17 protein-coding genes are annotated in these 17,799 nt (G+C 62.9%); 7 read left to right on the forward strand and 10 right to left on the reverse strand.

Features of this window, described 5'->3' with window-relative positions:
• Positions 1 to 46: 46 nt before the first annotated feature.
• From msrA to VMA74_RS00980, 4 genes are all read right to left on the reverse strand, one after another.
• Complete coding sequence (gene msrA, locus VMA74_RS00965) at positions 47 to 730, reverse strand: peptide-methionine (S)-S-oxide reductase MsrA (protein WP_325363908.1); 684 nt, start codon at positions 728 to 730, stop codon at positions 47 to 49.
• Between the two features lie 134 nt (positions 731 to 864).
• Positions 865 to 1,086, reverse strand: a complete 222-nt coding sequence (locus tag VMA74_RS00970; protein ID WP_325363910.1) for an RNA-binding S4 domain-containing protein — start codon at positions 1,084 to 1,086, stop codon at positions 865 to 867.
• Positions 1,083 to 1,520: a barstar family protein gene (locus VMA74_RS00975; RefSeq protein ID WP_325363912.1), complete on the reverse strand. Its 438-nt coding sequence runs from the start codon at positions 1,518 to 1,520 to the stop codon at positions 1,083 to 1,085. The genes VMA74_RS00970 and VMA74_RS00975 overlap by 4 nt, the downstream gene beginning before the upstream one ends.
• The gene (locus VMA74_RS00980; protein ID WP_325363935.1) at positions 1,517 to 1,948 is read right to left on the reverse strand and encodes a ribonuclease domain-containing protein; all 432 of its coding nucleotides are present in this window, start codon (positions 1,946 to 1,948) and stop codon (positions 1,517 to 1,519) included. The genes VMA74_RS00975 and VMA74_RS00980 overlap by 4 nt, the downstream gene beginning before the upstream one ends.
• 146 nt (positions 1,949 to 2,094) lie before the next feature.
• Between VMA74_RS00980 and VMA74_RS00985 the strand changes: the two genes are divergently transcribed.
• The 4 genes from VMA74_RS00985 (at position 2,095) to VMA74_RS01000 (ending at position 7,317) form a co-directional block, all read left to right on the forward strand.
• Positions 2,095 to 3,078: a hypothetical protein gene (locus tag VMA74_RS00985; RefSeq protein ID WP_325363914.1), complete on the forward strand. Its 984-nt coding sequence runs from the start codon at positions 2,095 to 2,097 to the stop codon at positions 3,076 to 3,078.
• A 271-nt stretch (positions 3,079 to 3,349) separates the two neighbouring features.
• On the forward strand, positions 3,350 to 5,002 hold the full coding sequence (locus VMA74_RS00990; RefSeq protein WP_414649533.1) for a serine hydrolase: 1,653 nt from the start codon (positions 3,350 to 3,352) through the stop codon (positions 5,000 to 5,002).
• 73 nt (positions 5,003 to 5,075) lie between these two features.
• Positions 5,076 to 6,707, forward strand: coding sequence for an alpha/beta hydrolase (locus VMA74_RS00995; protein WP_325363916.1), 1,632 nt, complete (start codon positions 5,076 to 5,078; stop codon positions 6,705 to 6,707).
• A gap of 172 nt (positions 6,708 to 6,879) precedes the next feature.
• Positions 6,880 to 7,317 carry a hypothetical protein gene (locus tag VMA74_RS01000; RefSeq protein WP_325363918.1) on the forward strand — a complete coding sequence of 146 codons (438 nt, stop codon included), beginning with the start codon at positions 6,880 to 6,882 and terminating at the stop codon, positions 7,315 to 7,317.
• Between the two features lie 72 nt (positions 7,318 to 7,389).
• On the opposite strand, the gene VMA74_RS01005 is transcribed toward VMA74_RS01000, so the two are convergent.
• From VMA74_RS01005 to VMA74_RS01025, 5 genes are all read right to left on the reverse strand, one after another.
• Positions 7,390 to 7,818 carry a VOC family protein gene (locus VMA74_RS01005; RefSeq protein ID WP_325363920.1) on the reverse strand — a complete coding sequence of 143 codons (429 nt, stop codon included), beginning with the start codon at positions 7,816 to 7,818 and terminating at the stop codon, positions 7,390 to 7,392.
• Positions 7,819 to 7,894: 76 nt separating this feature from the next.
• Positions 7,895 to 8,707, reverse strand: coding sequence for a helix-turn-helix domain-containing protein (locus VMA74_RS01010; protein WP_325363922.1), 813 nt, complete (start codon positions 8,705 to 8,707; stop codon positions 7,895 to 7,897).
• A 78-nt stretch (positions 8,708 to 8,785) separates the two neighbouring features.
• Positions 8,786 to 9,067: a DUF2442 domain-containing protein gene (locus VMA74_RS01015; RefSeq protein ID WP_325363924.1), complete on the reverse strand. Its 282-nt coding sequence runs from the start codon at positions 9,065 to 9,067 to the stop codon at positions 8,786 to 8,788.
• Between the two features lie 12 nt (positions 9,068 to 9,079).
• The gene (locus VMA74_RS01020; protein WP_325363926.1) at positions 9,080 to 9,337 is read right to left on the reverse strand and encodes a DUF4160 domain-containing protein; all 258 of its coding nucleotides are present in this window, start codon (positions 9,335 to 9,337) and stop codon (positions 9,080 to 9,082) included.
• 273 nt (positions 9,338 to 9,610) lie between these two features.
• The gene (locus tag VMA74_RS01025) at positions 9,611 to 12,040 is read right to left on the reverse strand and encodes a DUF3772 domain-containing protein (protein ID WP_325363928.1); all 2,430 of its coding nucleotides are present in this window, start codon (positions 12,038 to 12,040) and stop codon (positions 9,611 to 9,613) included.
• Between the two features lie 178 nt (positions 12,041 to 12,218).
• Here VMA74_RS01025 and VMA74_RS01030 point away from each other — a divergent pair, with 178 nt between their 5' ends.
• A complete protein-coding gene (locus VMA74_RS01030) occupies positions 12,219 to 14,060 on the forward strand; it encodes an ABC transporter ATP-binding protein (protein ID WP_325363939.1) in 1,842 nt (613 codons plus the stop codon).
• 84 nt (positions 14,061 to 14,144) lie between these two features.
• Here the strand turns inward: VMA74_RS01030 and VMA74_RS01035 are convergent, their stop codons facing one another.
• Positions 14,145 to 15,917 carry a chloride channel protein gene (locus VMA74_RS01035; RefSeq protein ID WP_414649534.1) on the reverse strand — a complete coding sequence of 591 codons (1,773 nt, stop codon included), beginning with the start codon at positions 15,915 to 15,917 and terminating at the stop codon, positions 14,145 to 14,147.
• Between the two features lie 369 nt (positions 15,918 to 16,286).
• Here VMA74_RS01035 and VMA74_RS01040 point away from each other — a divergent pair, with 369 nt between their 5' ends.
• Together VMA74_RS01040 and VMA74_RS01045 are read left to right on the forward strand one after the other, a co-directional pair.
• Positions 16,287 to 16,712, forward strand: a complete 426-nt coding sequence (locus VMA74_RS01040) for a heavy metal-responsive transcriptional regulator (protein ID WP_325363932.1) — start codon at positions 16,287 to 16,289, stop codon at positions 16,710 to 16,712.
• A gap of 59 nt (positions 16,713 to 16,771) precedes the next feature.
• Positions 16,772 to 17,799: HAD-IC family P-type ATPase (locus VMA74_RS01045; protein ID WP_414649535.1), on the forward strand; the 1,028-nt coding region annotated here is incomplete at its 3' end.

Genomic DNA, 17,799 nt, shown 5'->3' on the forward strand with positions numbered 1-17,799 from the left:
CTTCGGGGGCCGCTTTTAACGATTCACGATTGACGATTCCCTCCACTCAAAGCCTCACATCAACAACCATCTGCTCCTCCTGATACATCCCCGGAAACGCCTGCTTCAGGTGCGCCACCTTCGGTGCATCGTTGATGACGATGTACGGGTTATTGGGGTGCTTGCGTGCGTAATCCTGGTGGTAATCCTCGGCGGGATAGAAACCCGTCAGCGGCTGCACCAGCGTCACGATGCGGTCGTCGAACGCCTTGGCTGTATCGAGCTGTGCGATATAGGCGTCGGCAATCTTTTTCTGTTCCGGACTGGCGTAGAAGATTTCCGAGCGGTATTGCGTGCCGGCATCCGGTCCCTGCCGATCGAGCGTGGTCGGGTCGTGTGCAACGGCGAAATAGATCTTCAGCAATTGCCCGTAGCTGAGCACGGCCGGATCGAACGTTATCTTCACCGATTCGGCATGGCCGGTATTGCCTTCGCTGACCGTATCGTATTGGGCGGTGCTGGCGTTGCCGCCGCTGTAGCCGGCCCATACTTGCCGCACGCCGCGCACGTGCTCGAACACCGATTGCATGCCCCAGAAGCAGCCGCCCGCCAGCACCGCGGTTTCGGTGGCGTGTGCGGTGGTCTTGGGTTCGTCGTAAGCAGGGTTGGGGAAGGGCGCGTTGCTGGCCGAGGCGGCGCAGGCGGTCAGGCTGAGCAGGGCAAAGAGGGCGGCGAAACGACGGGTTTGCATGGCGTGGCTTCCGTGGGGACCTGTTTGCTATTCGCTTGCATGCCTTATGCGGTTACACCGTGCCGCTGCCATTCATAGGCTGGGATGCAATCCCAGCGTGATCATGCATGGCGATGCTGGGATTGCATCCCAGCCTACATCGCCACCACATGTATCTCGACATCGTCGATCTGCACGATCTGCCCCGCGTGGATCTTGCAGGTCTTGCGCAGCTCCTGTTGCCCATCGACATACACCGCGCCGCTGGCGACGATCTGCTTGCCTTGGCCGCCGCTGTCGCACAGCCCGGTCAGCTTCAGCAATTGGTTGAGTTCCACGTATTCGCGGTCGAGTTCGAATGCAATGCGTTGGGTCATCGGTGCGAGGGCAAGGCCATGGGATGTTCGGGCAGGCTGAGAAACGCAAAGAACGGACGATGCTGATCGATGGCGAAGCGGGCCGACTCGTGCAGGATCGCCAGCAGGGTATCGAAATCCTTGGGCACCGCCGCACGCAGCTCGCTGGCGTGATCGAGCAGCAACACATGACCTGCGCCATGCAGCCATTCCAGGTCGCGCAGCGTATCCAGCAACGCGTCCCAGTTCTGGCCGAAGCCGCTGGGTACGTTGAGCACGGCGGCCAGGCGGCGCAATAGTTCGCCTTTGTCGTGGCAGCCGGCGAGGTCGGCGCGGCACACATAAAGCTGGCCTTGCTCGGCCGCGGCAACCAGTGCATCGAAGTCGGCCGCGTCGACGAAATACACGCCGCCGTCGTTCGCCTGGGTGAGATCCAGGGCGCCTTCTGCGCTCATCGGTTCACCTGGAACGGCTTGAAGCTGCGGTAATGATCGTCGGTGTAATAGAACGCCTTGGGTGGCGTGCCGCCGGTAATGATGCGCCGTGCGCCGCGGTCGCGCGCGCCCGGCGTGGCGACGGTGTATTCGTGGTAATAGCCGCGCGGCTGCTGCGGCAGCAAGCCTTCGTAATTACCGAACACCACACCGTCCTGCGCATACGGAAACGGACCGCCTTGCAGAATGGCTGTGAGCGTCACGCAGGCTTCCGGCGGCATGAAGCCCGGCAGGTTGCTGCGCGCGGCTGGGCAGTTGTCGTGGGCCACCGCCGGCAGCGCGACGTTGCCGTGCGATTCCATGCTGGCCGGCGGTGCCGGGTGCCGGTTCCAGAACACGATCGCAGCGATCAACGCAGCGAGCAGCACCAGGGGGATGAAGCGAGACAGAGACACCGCGGGCTCCTTGTTGGCGATCCGCGCAGTGTAGTGCGTTGCGGGTCGGCCTGCCTGTTCGATGCAATGACTTTAAGGACATGCGGCGGCCTATGCCTGGGCCTATATAGCGCCTACCCATCCCAAGGAAAAACACGGCCATGATCCGCAAGCCTTTGAGCTGGATGATCGCAGTCGGTTTGTTCGGTGCAGTGTCTTCGTTGTTTGCCGCAGACGTTCCCATGGCGCAACCCCAGGTGTTTGCGCCCGGCGTAATTTCGGGGCCGGCCGGCGAAGCGTGTCCGGCGTTTACGCCGGATGGCAACACGGTGTATTTCGATGTCGGTTCCATGATCCTGGTGTCGCATCGCGAACACGGTGCATGGTCCAAGCCGGCGATCGCGCCTTTCTCCGGGCAATGGCTCGATCACGATCCGACCATGTCGCCGGATGGTTCGTATCTCGTGTTTGTATCCAACCGGCCGGCAAAGCCGGGTGCCGAGGCATTGGCGGCGACCGTGCATGGCAAGGTTTTTCCAGGGCGCGGCGGTCATTTGTGGCGCGTGGATCGCAACGGTGACGGCTGGGGCGCGCCGGTGCATCTGCCCGATAACGTCAACGCCAGTGACCGCACCTATGCACCGAGCATCGCCGCGGATGGCAGCCTGTATTTCATTCATCCGGATGAGCAGGGCGTGTTCCATATCTACCGCTCGCCGTTCGTGCATGGCGCTTATCAGCCCGCTGCATGGGTGGCCGTGGGTGATCCGTCGGCGTCCACCCATGACCCGGCGATTGCACCCGATCAATCGTTCATGGTCTTCAACCTGAGCGAGGATGCCAAAGCCGGTGACATGGGCGATTTCTATATCGCCTTCCGCGAAGGCGATCATTGGGGCAAGCCGATCGACCTGGGTGAAACCATCAATGGCAAGCCGGGCAAGTGGAGTCAATGGGGCGCGCATATCGCGCCGGATCGGCGCACGCTTTACTACACGAGCGACCGGCGCACGGAGCTGAGCTTCCCGCTTACCCAGGAGCAGGCCAGGGCGGCACTGGCGCGGATGGAGAGCTGGGACAACGGCAACGACAACATCTGGTACGTGTCGCTGGGGCCGTGGCTGCATGCGCATCACGCACGGTGATGCAGGTCTGCAATTAAAAAAGCTCCACGTACTTTCTGGTTTGTCACCTCGGCGAAAGCCGGGGCTCGACGACTTTTCATCCGCTCCCGGCGCACACCGGGAGCCACGTCACTAGGCCCCGGCTTTCGCCGGGGTAACGGCTTCCGGAGCGGGCTGCAGCATCGCCATGCATGCCCATGCCGGGAGTCCGCCCGAACCTGCATGACCTTCGGCGCACCGCCGAAGGAGGGTGGGCAAGCTAGACTGCGGCTTTATTTTTTGCGGAGCCGTCATGTCCCTTCCTTCCTTGTCCCTGCGCGTGACCGCCAGTTGCATGGTGCTGGCTCTCGCCGCTGCCACGCCGGCGTGGCCTGGCGAAGCGCCGCCTGCAACGACAATGGATACCGCAGCATCGACGCTCCCGCCGATGCTGCAAGACTTCGGCGCCTACGTGGACAGCGCCCGCAAGACCTTCAACGTGCCGGGCATCGCGGTGGCGATCGTCAAGGACGGTAAGGTGGTGCTGGAACAAGGCTACGGCCTGCGCGAGATCGGCAAGCCGGACAAGGTGGACGCGCATACGCTGTTCGCCATCGCCTCCAACACCAAGGCGTTCACCGCGGCATCGCTGCAGATGCTGGCCGAACAGAAGAAGCTGGACATGGACGGCCGGGTGACCGATTACCTGCCGTGGTTCCAGATGTCCGACCCCTACGTGACGCACGACATGCGCGTGCGCGACCTGCTGGCGCATCGCAGCGGCTTGAGCCTGGGCGCGGGCGACCTGCTGTACTGGCCGCCGACCAGCTATACCACCAAGCAAGTGGTGCAGCACCTGGCGAAGGTTCCGATCGCCAACGGTTTCCGCAGCCACTACGCCTACGACAACATCCTGTTCGCCGTCGCCACGCTGGTGATCGAAAACGTCTCCGGGCAGCGCTATGCCGATTTCATTCGCGAACACATCTTCAAGCCGGTGGGCATGGATGAATCGCTGGTCGACATGACCTATTTGAAGCCCGGCATGGATGTCGCCACCGGCCACGCGCTGTACAACTTCAAGGATCTGAAACCGGTGCCGCCGATGGCGTGGACCAATAATCCGGGCGCCGGCGGCATCTACGCGAGTGTGCACGACATGGCGAAATGGATGAACGTGCAGCTCAACGGCGGCGAGCTTCCCGGTGTAGACAGCGATGGCAAGCCGCGCCGTCTGTTCTCGCAGGACAGCCAGAACCAGATGTGGACGATGCTCACGCCGATTCCGGTGAGCGATCCGCCGATCCCCGAATTGAAGCCTTTGCTGCCGAATTTCTTCGGCTACGGTGAAGGCTGGTTCCTGAGCGATTACCACGGCCAGAAGCTGGTATGGCACACCGGTGGCTGGCCGGGCATGGTGTCGCGCGTCACCCTGGTGCCGGGCTTGAAACTCGGCGTGGTGGTGTTGACCAACCAGGAGTCCGGTGCGGCGTTCAATGCCGTCACCTATCGCGTGCTGGATGCCTATCTCCATCCGGGCAACAAGACCGATTGGGTGGCGGTGTACGACAAGGCGGTTAAGCATGCGCAAGGTAACGCGGACGAAAGCTGGAACAAGCACGAAGCGGCGCGCGATGCGAAGAGCAAACCGTCACTGCCGCTGGCGAGCTATGCCGGCACCTATCGCGATCCGTGGTATGGCGACGTCATCATCAGCATGGAAGGCGGCAAGCTGCGCCTGCGTTTCAGCAAGACCCGGCAATTGGTTGGAACGATGACGCCGTGGCAGCACGACAGCTTTATCGTGCGCTGGGACGATCGCGCCTTGAATGCGGATGCCTTCGTGAACTTTGCGCTGGATGTAGACGGCCGCGTGCGCGAAGTGCGCATGGCGCCGATTTCGCCGCTGACGGATTTCAGTTTCGATTTTCAGGATCTGCGCTTGACGCCGGTGCAGGCGGACTAGCGATCTCGCCGACTAACGGCTTTTGATGCTGGGATTGCATCCCAGCCTACGCATTACCTAACGGGAGGCATGCATGCGTTCACGTCCCTTTGTTCTCGTTGCACTACTGAGCCTTGGCTTGCTGGCGGCCTGCTCCCAGCCCGCCGCACCGGTTGCGTCGGCGCATCGCTTCTTCCACATCCAGCTTGCCAGCCAGGAAACGCAGCCCGTCTCCGGGCGCCTGCTGCTGTTCGCACAAGATGCCAACGTCGCCAAGGCCGACGCCAAAGACGGCAAGGTGACGGAAGTGGATGCCAATCCGTTCCATCCCACGCAAGTGGCCATCGCCGCGCAGGAAGTCGATCGGCTCGCACCCGGCCAGACGATCGACATCGACGCGGACATGCGTGCTTTTCCCGATGCTTGGTCCAAGCTTCCCGCCGGCGACTACGTGGTGCAGGCCGTGCTGGATGTGCATCACAACTACAACTACCTGGGGCGCGATGCCGGTGACCTGATCAGCGCCGTACAGACCGTCCACCTGCCGGCCACCGGCATCCCCACCATCACGCTGGATGCGACCGTGCCGGCGCAGGACCCATGGACGCTGCCCGATTCCGCACCCGCCAACTTGCGCGAAGCGGCGAAGGTGGTGCATCAGCAAGCGCAGCCGATCGATTTCGTGAGCCCTGTGCTGTCGCAGTTTTGGGGACGTGACATCCATATGTACGGCTACGTGGTGCTGCCGCCGGGGTATGACCCGGCTTCCGCCAAGCGTTACCCCACCGTGTATTTCACGCACGGCTTTACCGGCAACAAGGATCGCCTGCTGCGGCCGATGGCGTATATCGAAGCGGGCATGAGCAGCGGCCAGATGCCGCCGATGATCTGGGTGTTCCTGGACGAATCCAGTCCGACCGGCACGCACGAGTTCGCCGATTCGGTGAACAACGGACCGTGGGGGCAGGCGCTGACCACCGAGCTGATTCCCTATCTGGAATCGAAGTACCACATGGACGCCGACGTCAACGGCCGCTTCCTCAACGGTCACTCTTCAGGCGGCTGGGCCACGCTGTGGTTGCAGACGCGCTATCCGAAAATCTTCGGCGGCACCTGGTCCACCTCGCCGGATCCCAGCGACTTCCATGACTTCACCGGCCCGGACCTGTACGCGCCGCACGCCAACGTCTATCACAAGCCGGATGGCACGCCATGGCCGCTGGTGCGCGACAAAGGCAAGGTGCTCGGCACCTTCGAGCAGTTCGCCAAGATGGAGCGCGTGCTGGGGCCATACGGCGGACAGCTGGCGTCGTTCGAATGGGTGTTCTCGCCGCGCGGCAAGGATGGCCGGCCGGAGCAGATGTTCGATCGCGACACCGGCGACGTCGATCCGCAGGTGGTGGCCTATTGGCACGATCACTACGACATCGCCTATCGCCTGCAGAGCAACTGGCCGGCGCTGAAGCCCGACCTGGACGGCAAAATCCATCTGTACGTGGGGACCGCCGACACGTTCTATCTGGATGGCGCAGCACATCGTTTGAAGGCCGTGCTGGATGGCCTCGGTGCGCATACCGACTTCCGCTTCATCCCCAACCGCACGCACTTCGATCTGTACCAGGTGGGCGACGACCATTACGGCTTGTTCAAGCAGATCAGCTGGGCGATGTACGCGGTGGCCAGGCCCGAAGCCCAGCCGAAACTGAAGGTAAACCAGGGCCGATAGCGCGCGCCGGCTGTCATGCTGGCTGACTTGTTTTCAGGCATAGTTGCCGCCGCAGGCGCTGTAGGTGACTGGCGCTTTGGGGTGTCGTCTTCGCATGGAGCGGCACAGAGGGGAACCCCGTTCATCACGGACGGCGCTTCCTGTTGGGCAAGTCAAAGCTGGAGGGAATCACATGAAATCGTTCGGGTTGATCGCAGTACTCGCCGCCGCGCTGATGGCGGCGCCGGTTTTCGCACAAGAAGCTCCCGCCGCGGCGGGCAGCATGACGGTGCATTGCAAAGACGGCACCACGCAGACGGTAAGCACCACCAAGGGCGCTTGCCATGGCCATAAGGGCATCGACAAGTCGGCCAGCAAGACGGCGGCTTCCAGCACGCCGGCCGCTGCACCTGCCGCCGCTTCCCAGCCGATGGCCAAGTCGGAACCGGCAGCCACACCGGCAGCCGGTGGCGGCGCTGGCCAGGTATGGGTGAACACCGGTTCCAAGACCAAGACCTATCACTGCGAAGGCAGCAAGTGGTACGGCAAGACCAAGCAAGGCAAGTACATGAGCGCGGCGGATGCGCAGGCCGCCGGGTATCACGCGGCGAAGAACGAGAAGTGTTCCTGAGGCGAGTGCTTCGTTGCTCGCCATGATCCGCACCCTCTCCTACGTGACGTAGGAGAGGGTTGCGCTGCGCTTCTACGCAGGCTGCCAGGGGTCGTAACTGCCGAACCACCACAGATGCCCCTGTGGATCACGGCAGGCATAACCCGCACCGCCATAATCCTTCTCTGCATATTCTTCGATGATCTCGGCGCCGGCCGCCTTCGCGCGCTCGTAGTGCGCCCTGCAGTCGCTCACCACTACGTACACGCACTGCGTTTCGCGGCGGCCGATCTCATCGGGCTGCGCCATGTGGCGGCCGGGACCCTCCGGCCTGGCATCGCTCAACATCAGCATGCCGTGGCCGTGCACCAGCTGGGCGTGCATCACGCGCCCCTGTTCGTTCTCGTAGACGGCATGTTTTTCGAAGCCGAACGCTTTGCATAGCCAGTCGATGGCCGCGTGCGCGTCGCGATAATGCATGCCGGGAATGATGCTGCTGCCGTGGGTGATCGGGGCGGACATGATGGGCACTCCAGGAGAAGTCGCTTCACGCTAATGCAAGCGCGCACGGGCGTCTTGTAGATTTTTTTGACGGCGCTCAGAGCGGCACGTGATTGAGGTAAGGCCCGCGCCGGGCGGTGAATTCGCTCGGCGACATGCCGGCGAAGCGACGGAATTCGTGGCTCATGTGCGCCTGGTCGCAATAGCCGCCGTCCAGCGCAATCTGCGCCCAGTCCGGTTGCCCGGCGCCATGCGCCATGCTTACCACCGCGCGAAAGCGCATCAGGCGCGCGTATTGCTTTGCCGTCATGCCCACGTGCCGCCGAAACAGCAGGCCGAAGCGATGCGCCGAGTAGCCGCTTTGCCGCTGCAAGGCGCCAATGCCTGGCACGTCCGGCACGCGGGCCAGCGCCGCCACCGCATGCAGGATGGTGGCGTCCCATGACGGTTCCTCGCACAGCGTGCGCAACCATTGCCCCAGCCGCGCAAGCCGCTGCCTGGGGCAGGCGGTTTCCAGCAGGCGCTGGCGCAAGCGGCGCGCGTCGGCGCCGAACAGATCCACAAGATCGATATCCCGCAGGCCCAGTTCTTCGGCGCCGATGCCAAGCAATGCATGCACGCCGCCGGGACGGAAATTCACGCCCATCACGCGCACCTGCTCGGCGCTGTCGATGATCCAGCTATGCCGGTACGGCCCGCCGATCACGCTGCCCGAAGCGCGAATGCAATGGCGCTGCGCATCGTCCTGGTAGACGCGGGTTTCGTCTTCGAGCAGGTTGATGATCAAGCCGGCACCCGGGCCGGGCAGGATGCGTTCGTAGCGGAACGCATCGGCGGGCATGTCCCAATCCCACATGGCCTCGATGATGGCCGCGAGAGGTGGGGCAGGGACGATGCGCAGGAAGCCCATGTGAGCGATCTCTTTGGGGCGGACGGCGACGAAATGGTGCTCGTTTGAAGCTTTAACTCAAGAAGGCGAAGGCCACACCTACATGGACTTCATATCATCTATATACGCTTGCTCGAATTTCGGCCAATCATAAAGGGCTTCAGGATTGAAATCCTGTCCGTCAGGCCATTCAAGGTTGCCGCCTTCGTTAAGCTTTACGCTCCTGAAATAGGCTAGATCTTTCAGGCTGGCCATCCAGCCCTTTCCAATGACGGGCTCGAAATCGATGGTTTGTTGCTTTCCATCCGTAAAGGTCAATTCGATGACGTAGTCACCAGCGAATTTGAAGCTTCTGATTACCCATTTTTCAAGATCAGACATGCTTCCTCCTAATCACTTTAACGGTTCCACTTTAAAGAAGCTTGGCGTGCCGGAGGGAATGTTCAGTCTGCCCCAGTTGGCCTGGAGCTCCGTTTTTCTAAGTTCAATCCAAGCCTCAACCAATTTTTTCTCTTTCTTGGGGAAGTCACCTTCCATCAGTTCAGCTGTCAGGATGTTGAAGACGGCCTTCTTCCCGCCGTAGTGAGCATGCACGTGTGGATAATGATGCCGTCCTCCAACTTCCCTGTACATGTAAATGATGATGCCCAAAAATCTGCATATCTCCGGCATGTTTTTCGTCCCTTTTTTTGCAGTGCAGTGCAGTGATGACTAGGCTAAGTCGGTGCGTAAGAAAACTGGTTTGAGGTCGTAGTGAAAGTTGTTTGCAAGGTTTGAACATCGTTTCATAACGAGGAAATCGCTGCAAGAAGAATGAGATTCCTTTTGTTTCGCGCAACTTGTTTAGCTTTGTAGGCTGGGATGAAAACCCAGCATCACCTTGCAATGCATGCTGGGATTTCATCCTATCCTGCGTTTTTATGCTTACATCGGCGCCGCAGGACTGTCCTCGCCCAGCGGCCCCAGGTTCCGCACGATCATGCTCTGCGGCGTCGACAGCGGCAGCTGCGCTTTCGCCAGGCGGGCGAGAATGTCGAACAGCAACGCGCTCTTCACCGCGGATGCCTCGCGCGGACTGTGCACGTAGGCCACGCCGCTGAAGGTCATCGCCGTAGTGGTGACATCGTCCAGCGTGACCGACGGCGATGGCGTATCCATGGTGGATTCGTTCGCATGCAGCGCTTCCAGCATGATCTCGCGCACTTTTGCCGCATCGGTATCCAGCGGCATCGGCAGGCTCAGTTTCACCCGGCCGAGGGCGTTGCCGTGCGTGACGTTGCGCAGGTTCTGCGTGATGAACTGTGAGTTGGGCACGATCATGGTGGAGCGGTCGCTCAACTGGATTTCGGTGGCGCGCACGTTGATGCGGCGGATGTCGCCTTCCACGCCGGGCATGCTCACCCAGTCGCCCACTTTCACCGGACGTTCGGCAAGCAGGATCAGGCCGGAAATGAAATTCGACACGATCGCCTGCAGGCCGAAGCCGATGCCCACCGATAGCGCACTGGCGATCCACGTGAGGCTTTCCAGGCTGACGTCGGCGGTGCGCAGCGCCAGCGCCACCACGATCACCACCGCGATGTAATTGATCAGCGTAACCAGGGAGTTCTGCATGCCGATGTCGAGCGTGGTCTTGGGCAGCAGCTGCTCGGCCAGCCACCTGCGCACGATGCGCACGGCCACCATGCCCAGCGCGAACACCAGCAGCGCGTTGAAGATCGCACCCGGCTTGATGGTGAGCTGGCCCACCTTGAGGCTGGAGAACACGTTGCCGATGTGCGCAAAAATGTCCTGCGGGCCGCCGCCGAACGGCACCAGCAGCGTACCCACCGCCACCAGCAGCAACAGGATCTGGGCGATGGCTGAGAGCACCGTCGATGCCTGTTCCAGCGTATGCACCTGGATGCTGAAGGTGGCTTGCAGGCGCTGGCCGCTACGTCCGTGCGGATTGAGCAGCGTGTAGAACAAATCGCGTTGCAAGTGCGACAGCACGTACAGCGATGCCACGATCATGCCGATCCACAGCATCTGCCACGACAGGAAGAAGCCCAGCGCGACGAAGCCGGTCAGCACGGCCAGCCACGCCACCACCACGCCGAGCATGGCCAGCCCGAACAGCGCACCGACCCATAATGCGTGCTGGGGCGGTTTTTCGCCCTGCTGCCGCTGCAGGGTGCGCGCGCGCTTGGCGCGCGTCAGGGCGACGCCTGCCAGGCCGGTGATCAGCAAGGCGAGGAAGGCGCGCGTGCAGACAGTGGCCGGCAAACTGGCGCCCGCCAGCGTGTTCAAGCGCCCCAGCAGGCCCAGCAGCAGAAAGGCGCCGCCGAGCAGCCACGGAAACCAGCGCAGGCTGCGTGCAGTGAACTTGGTCAGCGGCGGCAGGCGCCAGGAGGGACGCTGCACCGAAAGCAGCGCGCGCCCCAGTCCGGCCACGAAGGCGGCGAAGAACACCGAGCGCACGAGTGCTTGCGCAAAGGTCTGTACTTCGTCGTCCAGCGTGTCGTTCCAGTTGAAGCCCAGGTACACCAGCCACGCCGCCCAGCCGATCGACAAGGTCACCGTCAGCGTGAACACGGTCGTCATCGCGCTGCGCCGCAGGTGTCCGTCCGGCATGTAGCGGCTGGCGATCGCCAGCGCCAGCCGCTCCGCCAGCCAGCGGCCAGGCACGATCAGCAGCAACGCGCCGATCAGGCACAGCAGCAGCGGTTGGCGGTTGTCCGGTTGCCAGGCGATAGCGGCATCGTCGAGCAGCAGATCCTTGACGCGCCCGATGCGCGCGGCGTCATCCGGAAACGCTTTTTCCAGGTCATGCCAGAAGGCGATACCCAAGGGCGAAGGGGTGCGCGAGCCGAGTTGCGCCTGAAATTGCGCGTTATGCGCCTCGACCACTTGCGAGGCGAATTTCACCGCGTCCTGGCTCAGCAGCTGCGCCTGTTTGATCTGTCCATCCAGCTTGGATTTGCTGCGCTCCAATTGGCGGCGCTGCTGACTCACCGCAGGCGTTTCCGGCGGCGCGCCCGCTGCGGGTGCGGGGCCGAGCACGGTCAACCGCGTTTGCACACTTTCCAGCTCGGGCGTGAGCGTCTGCACCCATTGATCGGCTTGTTGCTGGATCTCGCCGGCCTGATTGCGCAGATCGTTCAACGACGTGTTGCCGCCCTTGCTGTTGAAGGCGGTCTTGATGTCATCCAACTGCTTGCTGAGGGTGGCCAGTGCCTGCGCCGGGTCTTGCGCAGCGGCAGCGGGAGGATTGGCGGCATCCGGCGTGTTCTGCGCCAGGGCAGGCTGCGCGCCCAAGAGCAGCAAACTGGCCAGCAGGCATGGGGCGATGAGCTTACGAAGGGAATGTGGCATGGCGGGCATCATCCGAATGGCGCCGCCGACGGTCAATTGTTACTTCATGGATGCGGGTTTCACGTGGGGTTAGCATTCAGGCTGGTTTCCCGCATCGCTAGCCTGATCGGATCGCCCCTGTATAGTGCGCGCTTCGACCCCCATCTCATTGGCTCGCCAAAATGGACTCCGCGCCATGATCTTTCGTTGGTTCGAATCCTTCATCGACGCCTTCAAGGACCCGGTGGACACGATGCCGCCCCAGTCCGTCGGGCGTTTCTACGTGTTTTACCTGCGCCAGGTGTGGCCGGTGTTCGTCGCCGCGATCCTGGTGGGTTTCGGCGTGGCGATCGTGGAGGTGTCGCTGTTCGGTTTCGTCGGCCGCATCGTCGACATGGCCAAAGGCGTGCCGGGCAAGGACTTTTTCGTGGTCCATGGGCGCGAGCTGGCGTGGATGGCCTTTGTTGCGCTGGCGTTGCGTCCGATTTTCATCGGCGCGCACGACATGCTGGTGAACCAGGCGATCGTGCCCAGCCTCACCAACCGCATCCGCTGGCAGAACCACCGCTACGTGATCCGCCAGAGTCTTGGCTTCTTCCAGAACGATTACGCCGGCCGCATCGCCAACCGCATCATGCAGACGGGCGCCTCGCTGCGCGAGTCGGCGGTGCAGATCGTGGATGCCATCTGGTACGTGGCGATCTACTACGGCAGCGCGGTGGTGATGTTCGCGCATGCCGACTGGTGGCTGGCTTCACCGCTGCTGGTGTGGCTGGTCGGTTATGTGGCCACGCTGTACATCTTCATTCCGCGTACGCGCAAGCGTTCCTGGGCGGCCTCCGAGGCGCGTTCGAAACTGATGGGCCGCATCGTCGACGGCTACAGCAACATCCTCACGCTCAAGTTGTTTGCGCATACGCGGCGCGAAGAAGCGTACGTGGCCGAAGCGATGGCGGAGCAGACCGGGAAGCTGCGCAGCATGACGCGCCTCACCACCGGCATGGACATTTCCATCACCACGCTCAACGGTTTTCTGATCGTCGGCACCTCGGCGCTGGCGGTATGGCTGTGGAGCCAGGGCAGGGTGACGGTGGGTGCGATTGCGCTGTCGACCGGCCTGGTGATCCGCATCAACAACATGTCCGGCTGGATCATGTGGGTGGTGAACGGCATCTTCGAAAACATCGGCACCGTGCAGGACGGCATCACCAGCATCGCGCAGCCGCGTGCCGTGCAGGACAAGGAAGGCGCGATGCCGCTGGAAGTGGTGGCCGGCGAAGTGCGTTTCGAGGACATCCATTTTCACTACGGCAAGAAGGGCGGCGTGATTTCCGGCCTGAACCTGGTGGTGCGTCCCGGTGAAAAAATCGGCCTGGTCGGCCCTTCCGGCGCGGGTAAATCCACCCTGGTCAACGTGCTGCTGCGCCTGTACGACCTGGAAGGCGGTCACATCCGGATCGATGGCACCGATATCTCGCAGGTCACGCAGGAAAGCCTGCGTTCGCAGATCGGCGTGGTCACCCAAGACACGTCACTGCTGCACCGCTCCGTGCGCGACAACCTGCTGTATGGGCGCCCGGACGCTACCGAGGCGCAGCTCAACGATGCGATCCGCAAGGCGCGCGCTGACGAGTTCATTCCCACCCTGGTCGATGGTGAAGGCCGGCTGGGGCTGGAAGCGCTGGTCGGCGAGCGCGGCGTCAAACTCTCCGGCGGCCAGCGCCAGCGCGTGGCGATCGCGCGCGTGCTGCTGAAGGACGCGCCGATCCTGGTGCTGGACGAGGCAACCTCCGCGCTGGATTCGGAAGTGGAAGCCGCCATCCAGGAAAGCCTGGAGCTGCTGATGGAAGGCAAGACCGTCATCGCCATCGCGCACCGCCTTTCCACCATTGCGCGCATGGATCGGCTGGTGGTGATGGACAAGGGCAGGGTGGTGGAAACCGGCACTCACGCGCAGCTGATTACGCACGGCGGCCTGTATGCGCGCTTGTGGCAGCGGCAAACCGGCGGCTTCGTCGCGGCGGATGATGCATTGGTGTGACGTAGGCTGGGATGAAATCCCAGCATCGCCATGCCGAATAAAGCTGGGATTTCATCCCAGCCTACGCATCCCCCGCAAGGCTGATTATCTTGCGGCCGGCTTCATACCCAGATCCAAATGCCGTGAGGCATGCCGCGCCTCGCGCAACCGTTGCGCGTGCGCAGCCAGCAAATCACCACGCGTGATCATCCCGACCATGCGGTGCGGTTGCTCCTTGCTCACCACTACCAACCGGCCGACTTCCCGCTCCACCATGTGGTCGGCGGCTTCGCGAAGGGTGTGGTCTTCGCACACCACGATCGGTGCAACTTTTATCAATGACTGCACGGACACGTTGACGTCGATGTTGGCATCGTAAAGCTGGCGCCGCGTGATCACGCCCATCACCTGGTCGTTCGCATCTAATACGGGAAAACCCTGGTGCTTGGTGTTCGCTCCCTGTGAAGCCAGCCACTGGCGCACGTCCGCGATGGTCTGCCCACCCCTGAGGCTCACCACGTCGTGGCTGCAGGCATCGCGTACGTAGATCTGGTCCAGATAATCGGCCGCATAATCGGAAGGTACGCGCACGCCACGGCGCACGATCTTCTCAGTCATGATGGTGTTGCGCATCAGCAGACCGGAAACCAGATAAGCCGCTGCGCAAGCACCGAGCAAGGGCAGCAAGCCGTGCGGCTGCTGCGTGGTCTCGAAGGCAAACACCACCGAAGTGAGAAACGCGCGCGATGCGCCGGCGAAGATCGCGGCCATGCATACCAATGCGGCCAGATGCGGATCGACCTGCAACCACGGCGCCAGGTTGACCAGCAGCATGCCGAATACGCCACCCATCGCGCCGCCGATGGTGAACAACGGCGCCAATGTGCCGCCCGATGTGCCGCTGCCCAGCGCCACCGACCACGACAGCAGCTTCAGCAGGCACAGCGCGAGCATGGCGCCAAGGCCGATAGTGCCGCCCAGCACGGCGGAAATGTTGGTGTAGCCCACGCCCAGCGTAAGCGGCATGTAGTAACCCACCACGCCGACCACGATGCCGCCCAGTGCCGGCCACCACATCCAGTGGATCGGCAGTTTCTCGAAACAATCCTCGATGGCGTAGGTGAGCTTGGTGATCCACACGCTGACGATGCCCACCAGTACGCCCAGCACGATGTATGCCGCCATGGCGGGCAGGGTAGGCGTGGCCACGACGGGCATCGAGAACATCGGCGCATTGCCTTCGAGTACGTAGCGCACGCCGGTGCCGATGGTGGCGGCCAGCGCCACCGGAATCAGCGAGCGTGCGCGGCGTTCGAACAGCAAGAGTTCGATTGCCAGCAGCACCGCCGAAATCGGCGCCGAGAACACCGCCGCCATGCCCGCTGCGGCACCGGCGGCGAGCAGCGTCTTGCGCTCGTCGGCGGTGACGTGCATCAGTTGCGAAATCAACGAACCCAGCGCGCCGCCGGTCGCGATGATCGGGCCTTCCGCGCCGAACGGGCCGCCGGTGCCGATGGCGATCGCCGAGGACACCGGTTTCAGCCAGGTGATGCGTGGCGGGATACGGCTTTCGTTGAGCAGCACCTGCTCCATTGCCTCGGGAATGCCGTGCCCGCGAATCGCGCGCGAACCCCAGCGCGCCATCACGCCGACGATCAGCCCGCCGATGGCCGGCACCGCGATCACCCACAAACCCAGGTGATTGCCCGCGGGGCTGCTGAAGTCGTAGCTCCAGCGTCCGTAGAAGGCGAGATTGGTGATCAGGCCGATCAGCGCCGTCAGCAGTTTGGCCACGATCGCCACCACACCGCCCAACAGCATGGCGACAAAGCCAATCCACAACACCCTCCCATCCAGCGGCCGGAACTGGCGCGGCATGTGCGCGGCGGCCAGCGTGGGGTCGAGCGAGGGTGCCAGCGGAACCGAGGCGCGGGTATGTGGTTCGTCGTCGGGTGAATGCATGTTGTGTGAGTAACCCCTGAAGTGCGCGGCAAGGTTACAGGGATGCGCGTGCGGTAGCTGGCTGGAAAATGAATCGATTTGCGGTGCACGAAAATCGGCTGCCTTCGCGCTTGCAGGGGGAGGCTCAGTGCTCCGAACCATGACGGAATCGAAGCGCGTAGTTGGCGGTGAGCGCATGCGAACCCCAGCGTTGCCGTGCAGAAAACGCGCCATTTTTCATTTCTGAAGGGTGTAATGGCACCAGCACTTGACTCTAGACCTTGATCAAAGGTCTAGACTTTGCCCATGAGCACCTCAGCCGCCTCCCTCACCATCGGTACCGTCGCCAAGCGCGCCGGCGTTCCCATCGACACCATCCGCTATTACGAGCGTGAGGGGCTGTTGCCCGAGCCGCTGCGCCGTGCTTCCGGCTACCGCAGCTATAACGAATCGGCGATCAAGCGCTTGCGGTTCATCCGCCGCGCCAAGGATCTCGGCTTTACGCTGGAGGAAATCCGCGATCTGCTGGCGCTGTCGTCGGATCGCCGCGGCGGGGTGAAGGCGGTGCGCAAGCGCGCGGAGCAGCGGTTGGCGGACATCGAGGCGCGCATCGCCGAACTCGTGCGCATTCGCGCGGGCTTGCAGCAATTGATCGAGGCTTGCCCAGGCCATGGCGATCCGGAGCATTGCCCGATCCTGCGCGCGCTGACTGACGAGGAGCCGCAGGCATGAACGCGCAAGCTTCGTGCTGCCACCAGGCAGAAGACACCGCGCGCGATCCGATCTGCGGGATGCGCGTACAGACGGCCAACGCAAAACATCGCAGCGACTATGCCGGCAAGACGTTCTACTTCTGCTGCGCGGGCTGCAAGACGAAGTTCGACGCGCAGCCCGATCATTACGCGCAAGCAGCCGCGGCGCCGATGCAAGCGCCCGCCCCGGCGCCCGCCATGCCGGGCGCGATCTATACCTGCCCGATGCATCCGGAAGTGCAGCAGGATCATCCCGGCGATTGCCCGAAGTGCGGCATGGCGCTGGAGCCGCTGATGCCGAGCCTGGAGCACGACGACCAAGGCGAAGCGCGCGCCATGTCGCGACGCTTGTGGCTGCTGGTCGGCTTGACCTTGCCCGTATTCCTGCTGGCCATGTTGCCGCATGCAGACATGCATGTATCTGCCGCGGGCGGATGGGTGGAAGCTGTGCTCGCCAGCATTGTCGTGCTATGGGGCGGTGCGCCGTTCTTCGCGCGCGGCTGGCGTTCGCTCAAGCCGTGGCAGCCGAACATGTACACGCTGATCGCCGTGGGCACGGGCGTGGCGTGGCTGTACAGCGTGCTGGCGTTTTTTGCGCCGCAGGTTTTTCCGCCGGGCTTTCGCGATGCGCACGGCCGCGTCGGGGTGTATTTCGAATCCGCGGCGGTGATCGTCACCTTGGTGACGCTGGGCGATTTCCTGGAATGGCGCGCACGCCGCCGCACCGGCGCAGCGCTGCAGGCGCTGTTGGGGCTGGTGCCGAAAACGGCGCGGCGCATGTCGCACGGCGAAGAGCGCGATGTGCCGCTGGACGAAATACAAGTGGGCGATGAGCTGCGCATCCGTCCCGGTGAAAAAGTACCTGTCGACGGCGTGGTACTGAGCGGTAGCAGCCAGGTCGACGAATCCATGCTCACCGGCGAACCCATGCCGGTGAGCAAAACACAGGGCGATCCGCTGACCGGCGGCACGGTCAACCAGCAAGGCGCGCTGACCATGCGTGTGGAAAAGGTTGGTGCTGCCACCGTGCTGGCGCAAATCGTCGCGCAGGTGGCGCAGGCGCAACG

This window comes from Dyella sp. (genome assembly GCF_035508675.1).
In the GTDB taxonomy this organism is placed as follows: domain Bacteria; phylum Pseudomonadota; class Gammaproteobacteria; order Xanthomonadales; family Rhodanobacteraceae; genus Dyella_B.

Coding starts and splice junctions, on each gene's coding strand:
- msrA (WP_325363908.1), bottom strand. CDS start 730: ATGCAAACCCGTCGTTTCGCCGCCCTCTTTGCCCTGCTCAGCCTGACC.
- VMA74_RS00970 (WP_325363910.1), bottom strand. CDS start 1,086: ATGACCCAACGCATTGCATTCGAACTCGACCGCGAATACGTGGAACTC.
- VMA74_RS00975 (WP_325363912.1), bottom strand. CDS start 1,520: ATGAGCGCAGAAGGCGCCCTGGATCTCACCCAGGCGAACGACGGCGGC.
- VMA74_RS00985 (WP_325363914.1), top strand. CDS start 2,095: ATGATCCGCAAGCCTTTGAGCTGGATGATCGCAGTCGGTTTGTTCGGT.
- VMA74_RS00990 (WP_414649533.1), top strand. CDS start 3,350: ATGTCCCTTCCTTCCTTGTCCCTGCGCGTGACCGCCAGTTGCATGGTG.
- VMA74_RS00995 (WP_325363916.1), top strand. CDS start 5,076: ATGCGTTCACGTCCCTTTGTTCTCGTTGCACTACTGAGCCTTGGCTTG.
- VMA74_RS01000 (WP_325363918.1), top strand. CDS start 6,880: ATGAAATCGTTCGGGTTGATCGCAGTACTCGCCGCCGCGCTGATGGCG.
- VMA74_RS01005 (WP_325363920.1), bottom strand. CDS start 7,818: ATGTCCGCCCCGATCACCCACGGCAGCAGCATCATTCCCGGCATGCAT.
- VMA74_RS01010 (WP_325363922.1), bottom strand. CDS start 8,707: ATGGGCTTCCTGCGCATCGTCCCTGCCCCACCTCTCGCGGCCATCATC.
- VMA74_RS01015 (WP_325363924.1), bottom strand. CDS start 9,067: ATGTCTGATCTTGAAAAATGGGTAATCAGAAGCTTCAAATTCGCTGGT.
- VMA74_RS01025 (WP_325363928.1), bottom strand. CDS start 12,040: ATGCCACATTCCCTTCGTAAGCTCATCGCCCCATGCCTGCTGGCCAGT.
- VMA74_RS01035 (WP_414649534.1), bottom strand. CDS start 15,917: ATGCCGCGCCAGTTCCGGCCGCTGGATGGGAGGGTGTTGTGGATTGGC.
- VMA74_RS01040 (WP_325363932.1), top strand. CDS start 16,287: ATGAGCACCTCAGCCGCCTCCCTCACCATCGGTACCGTCGCCAAGCGC.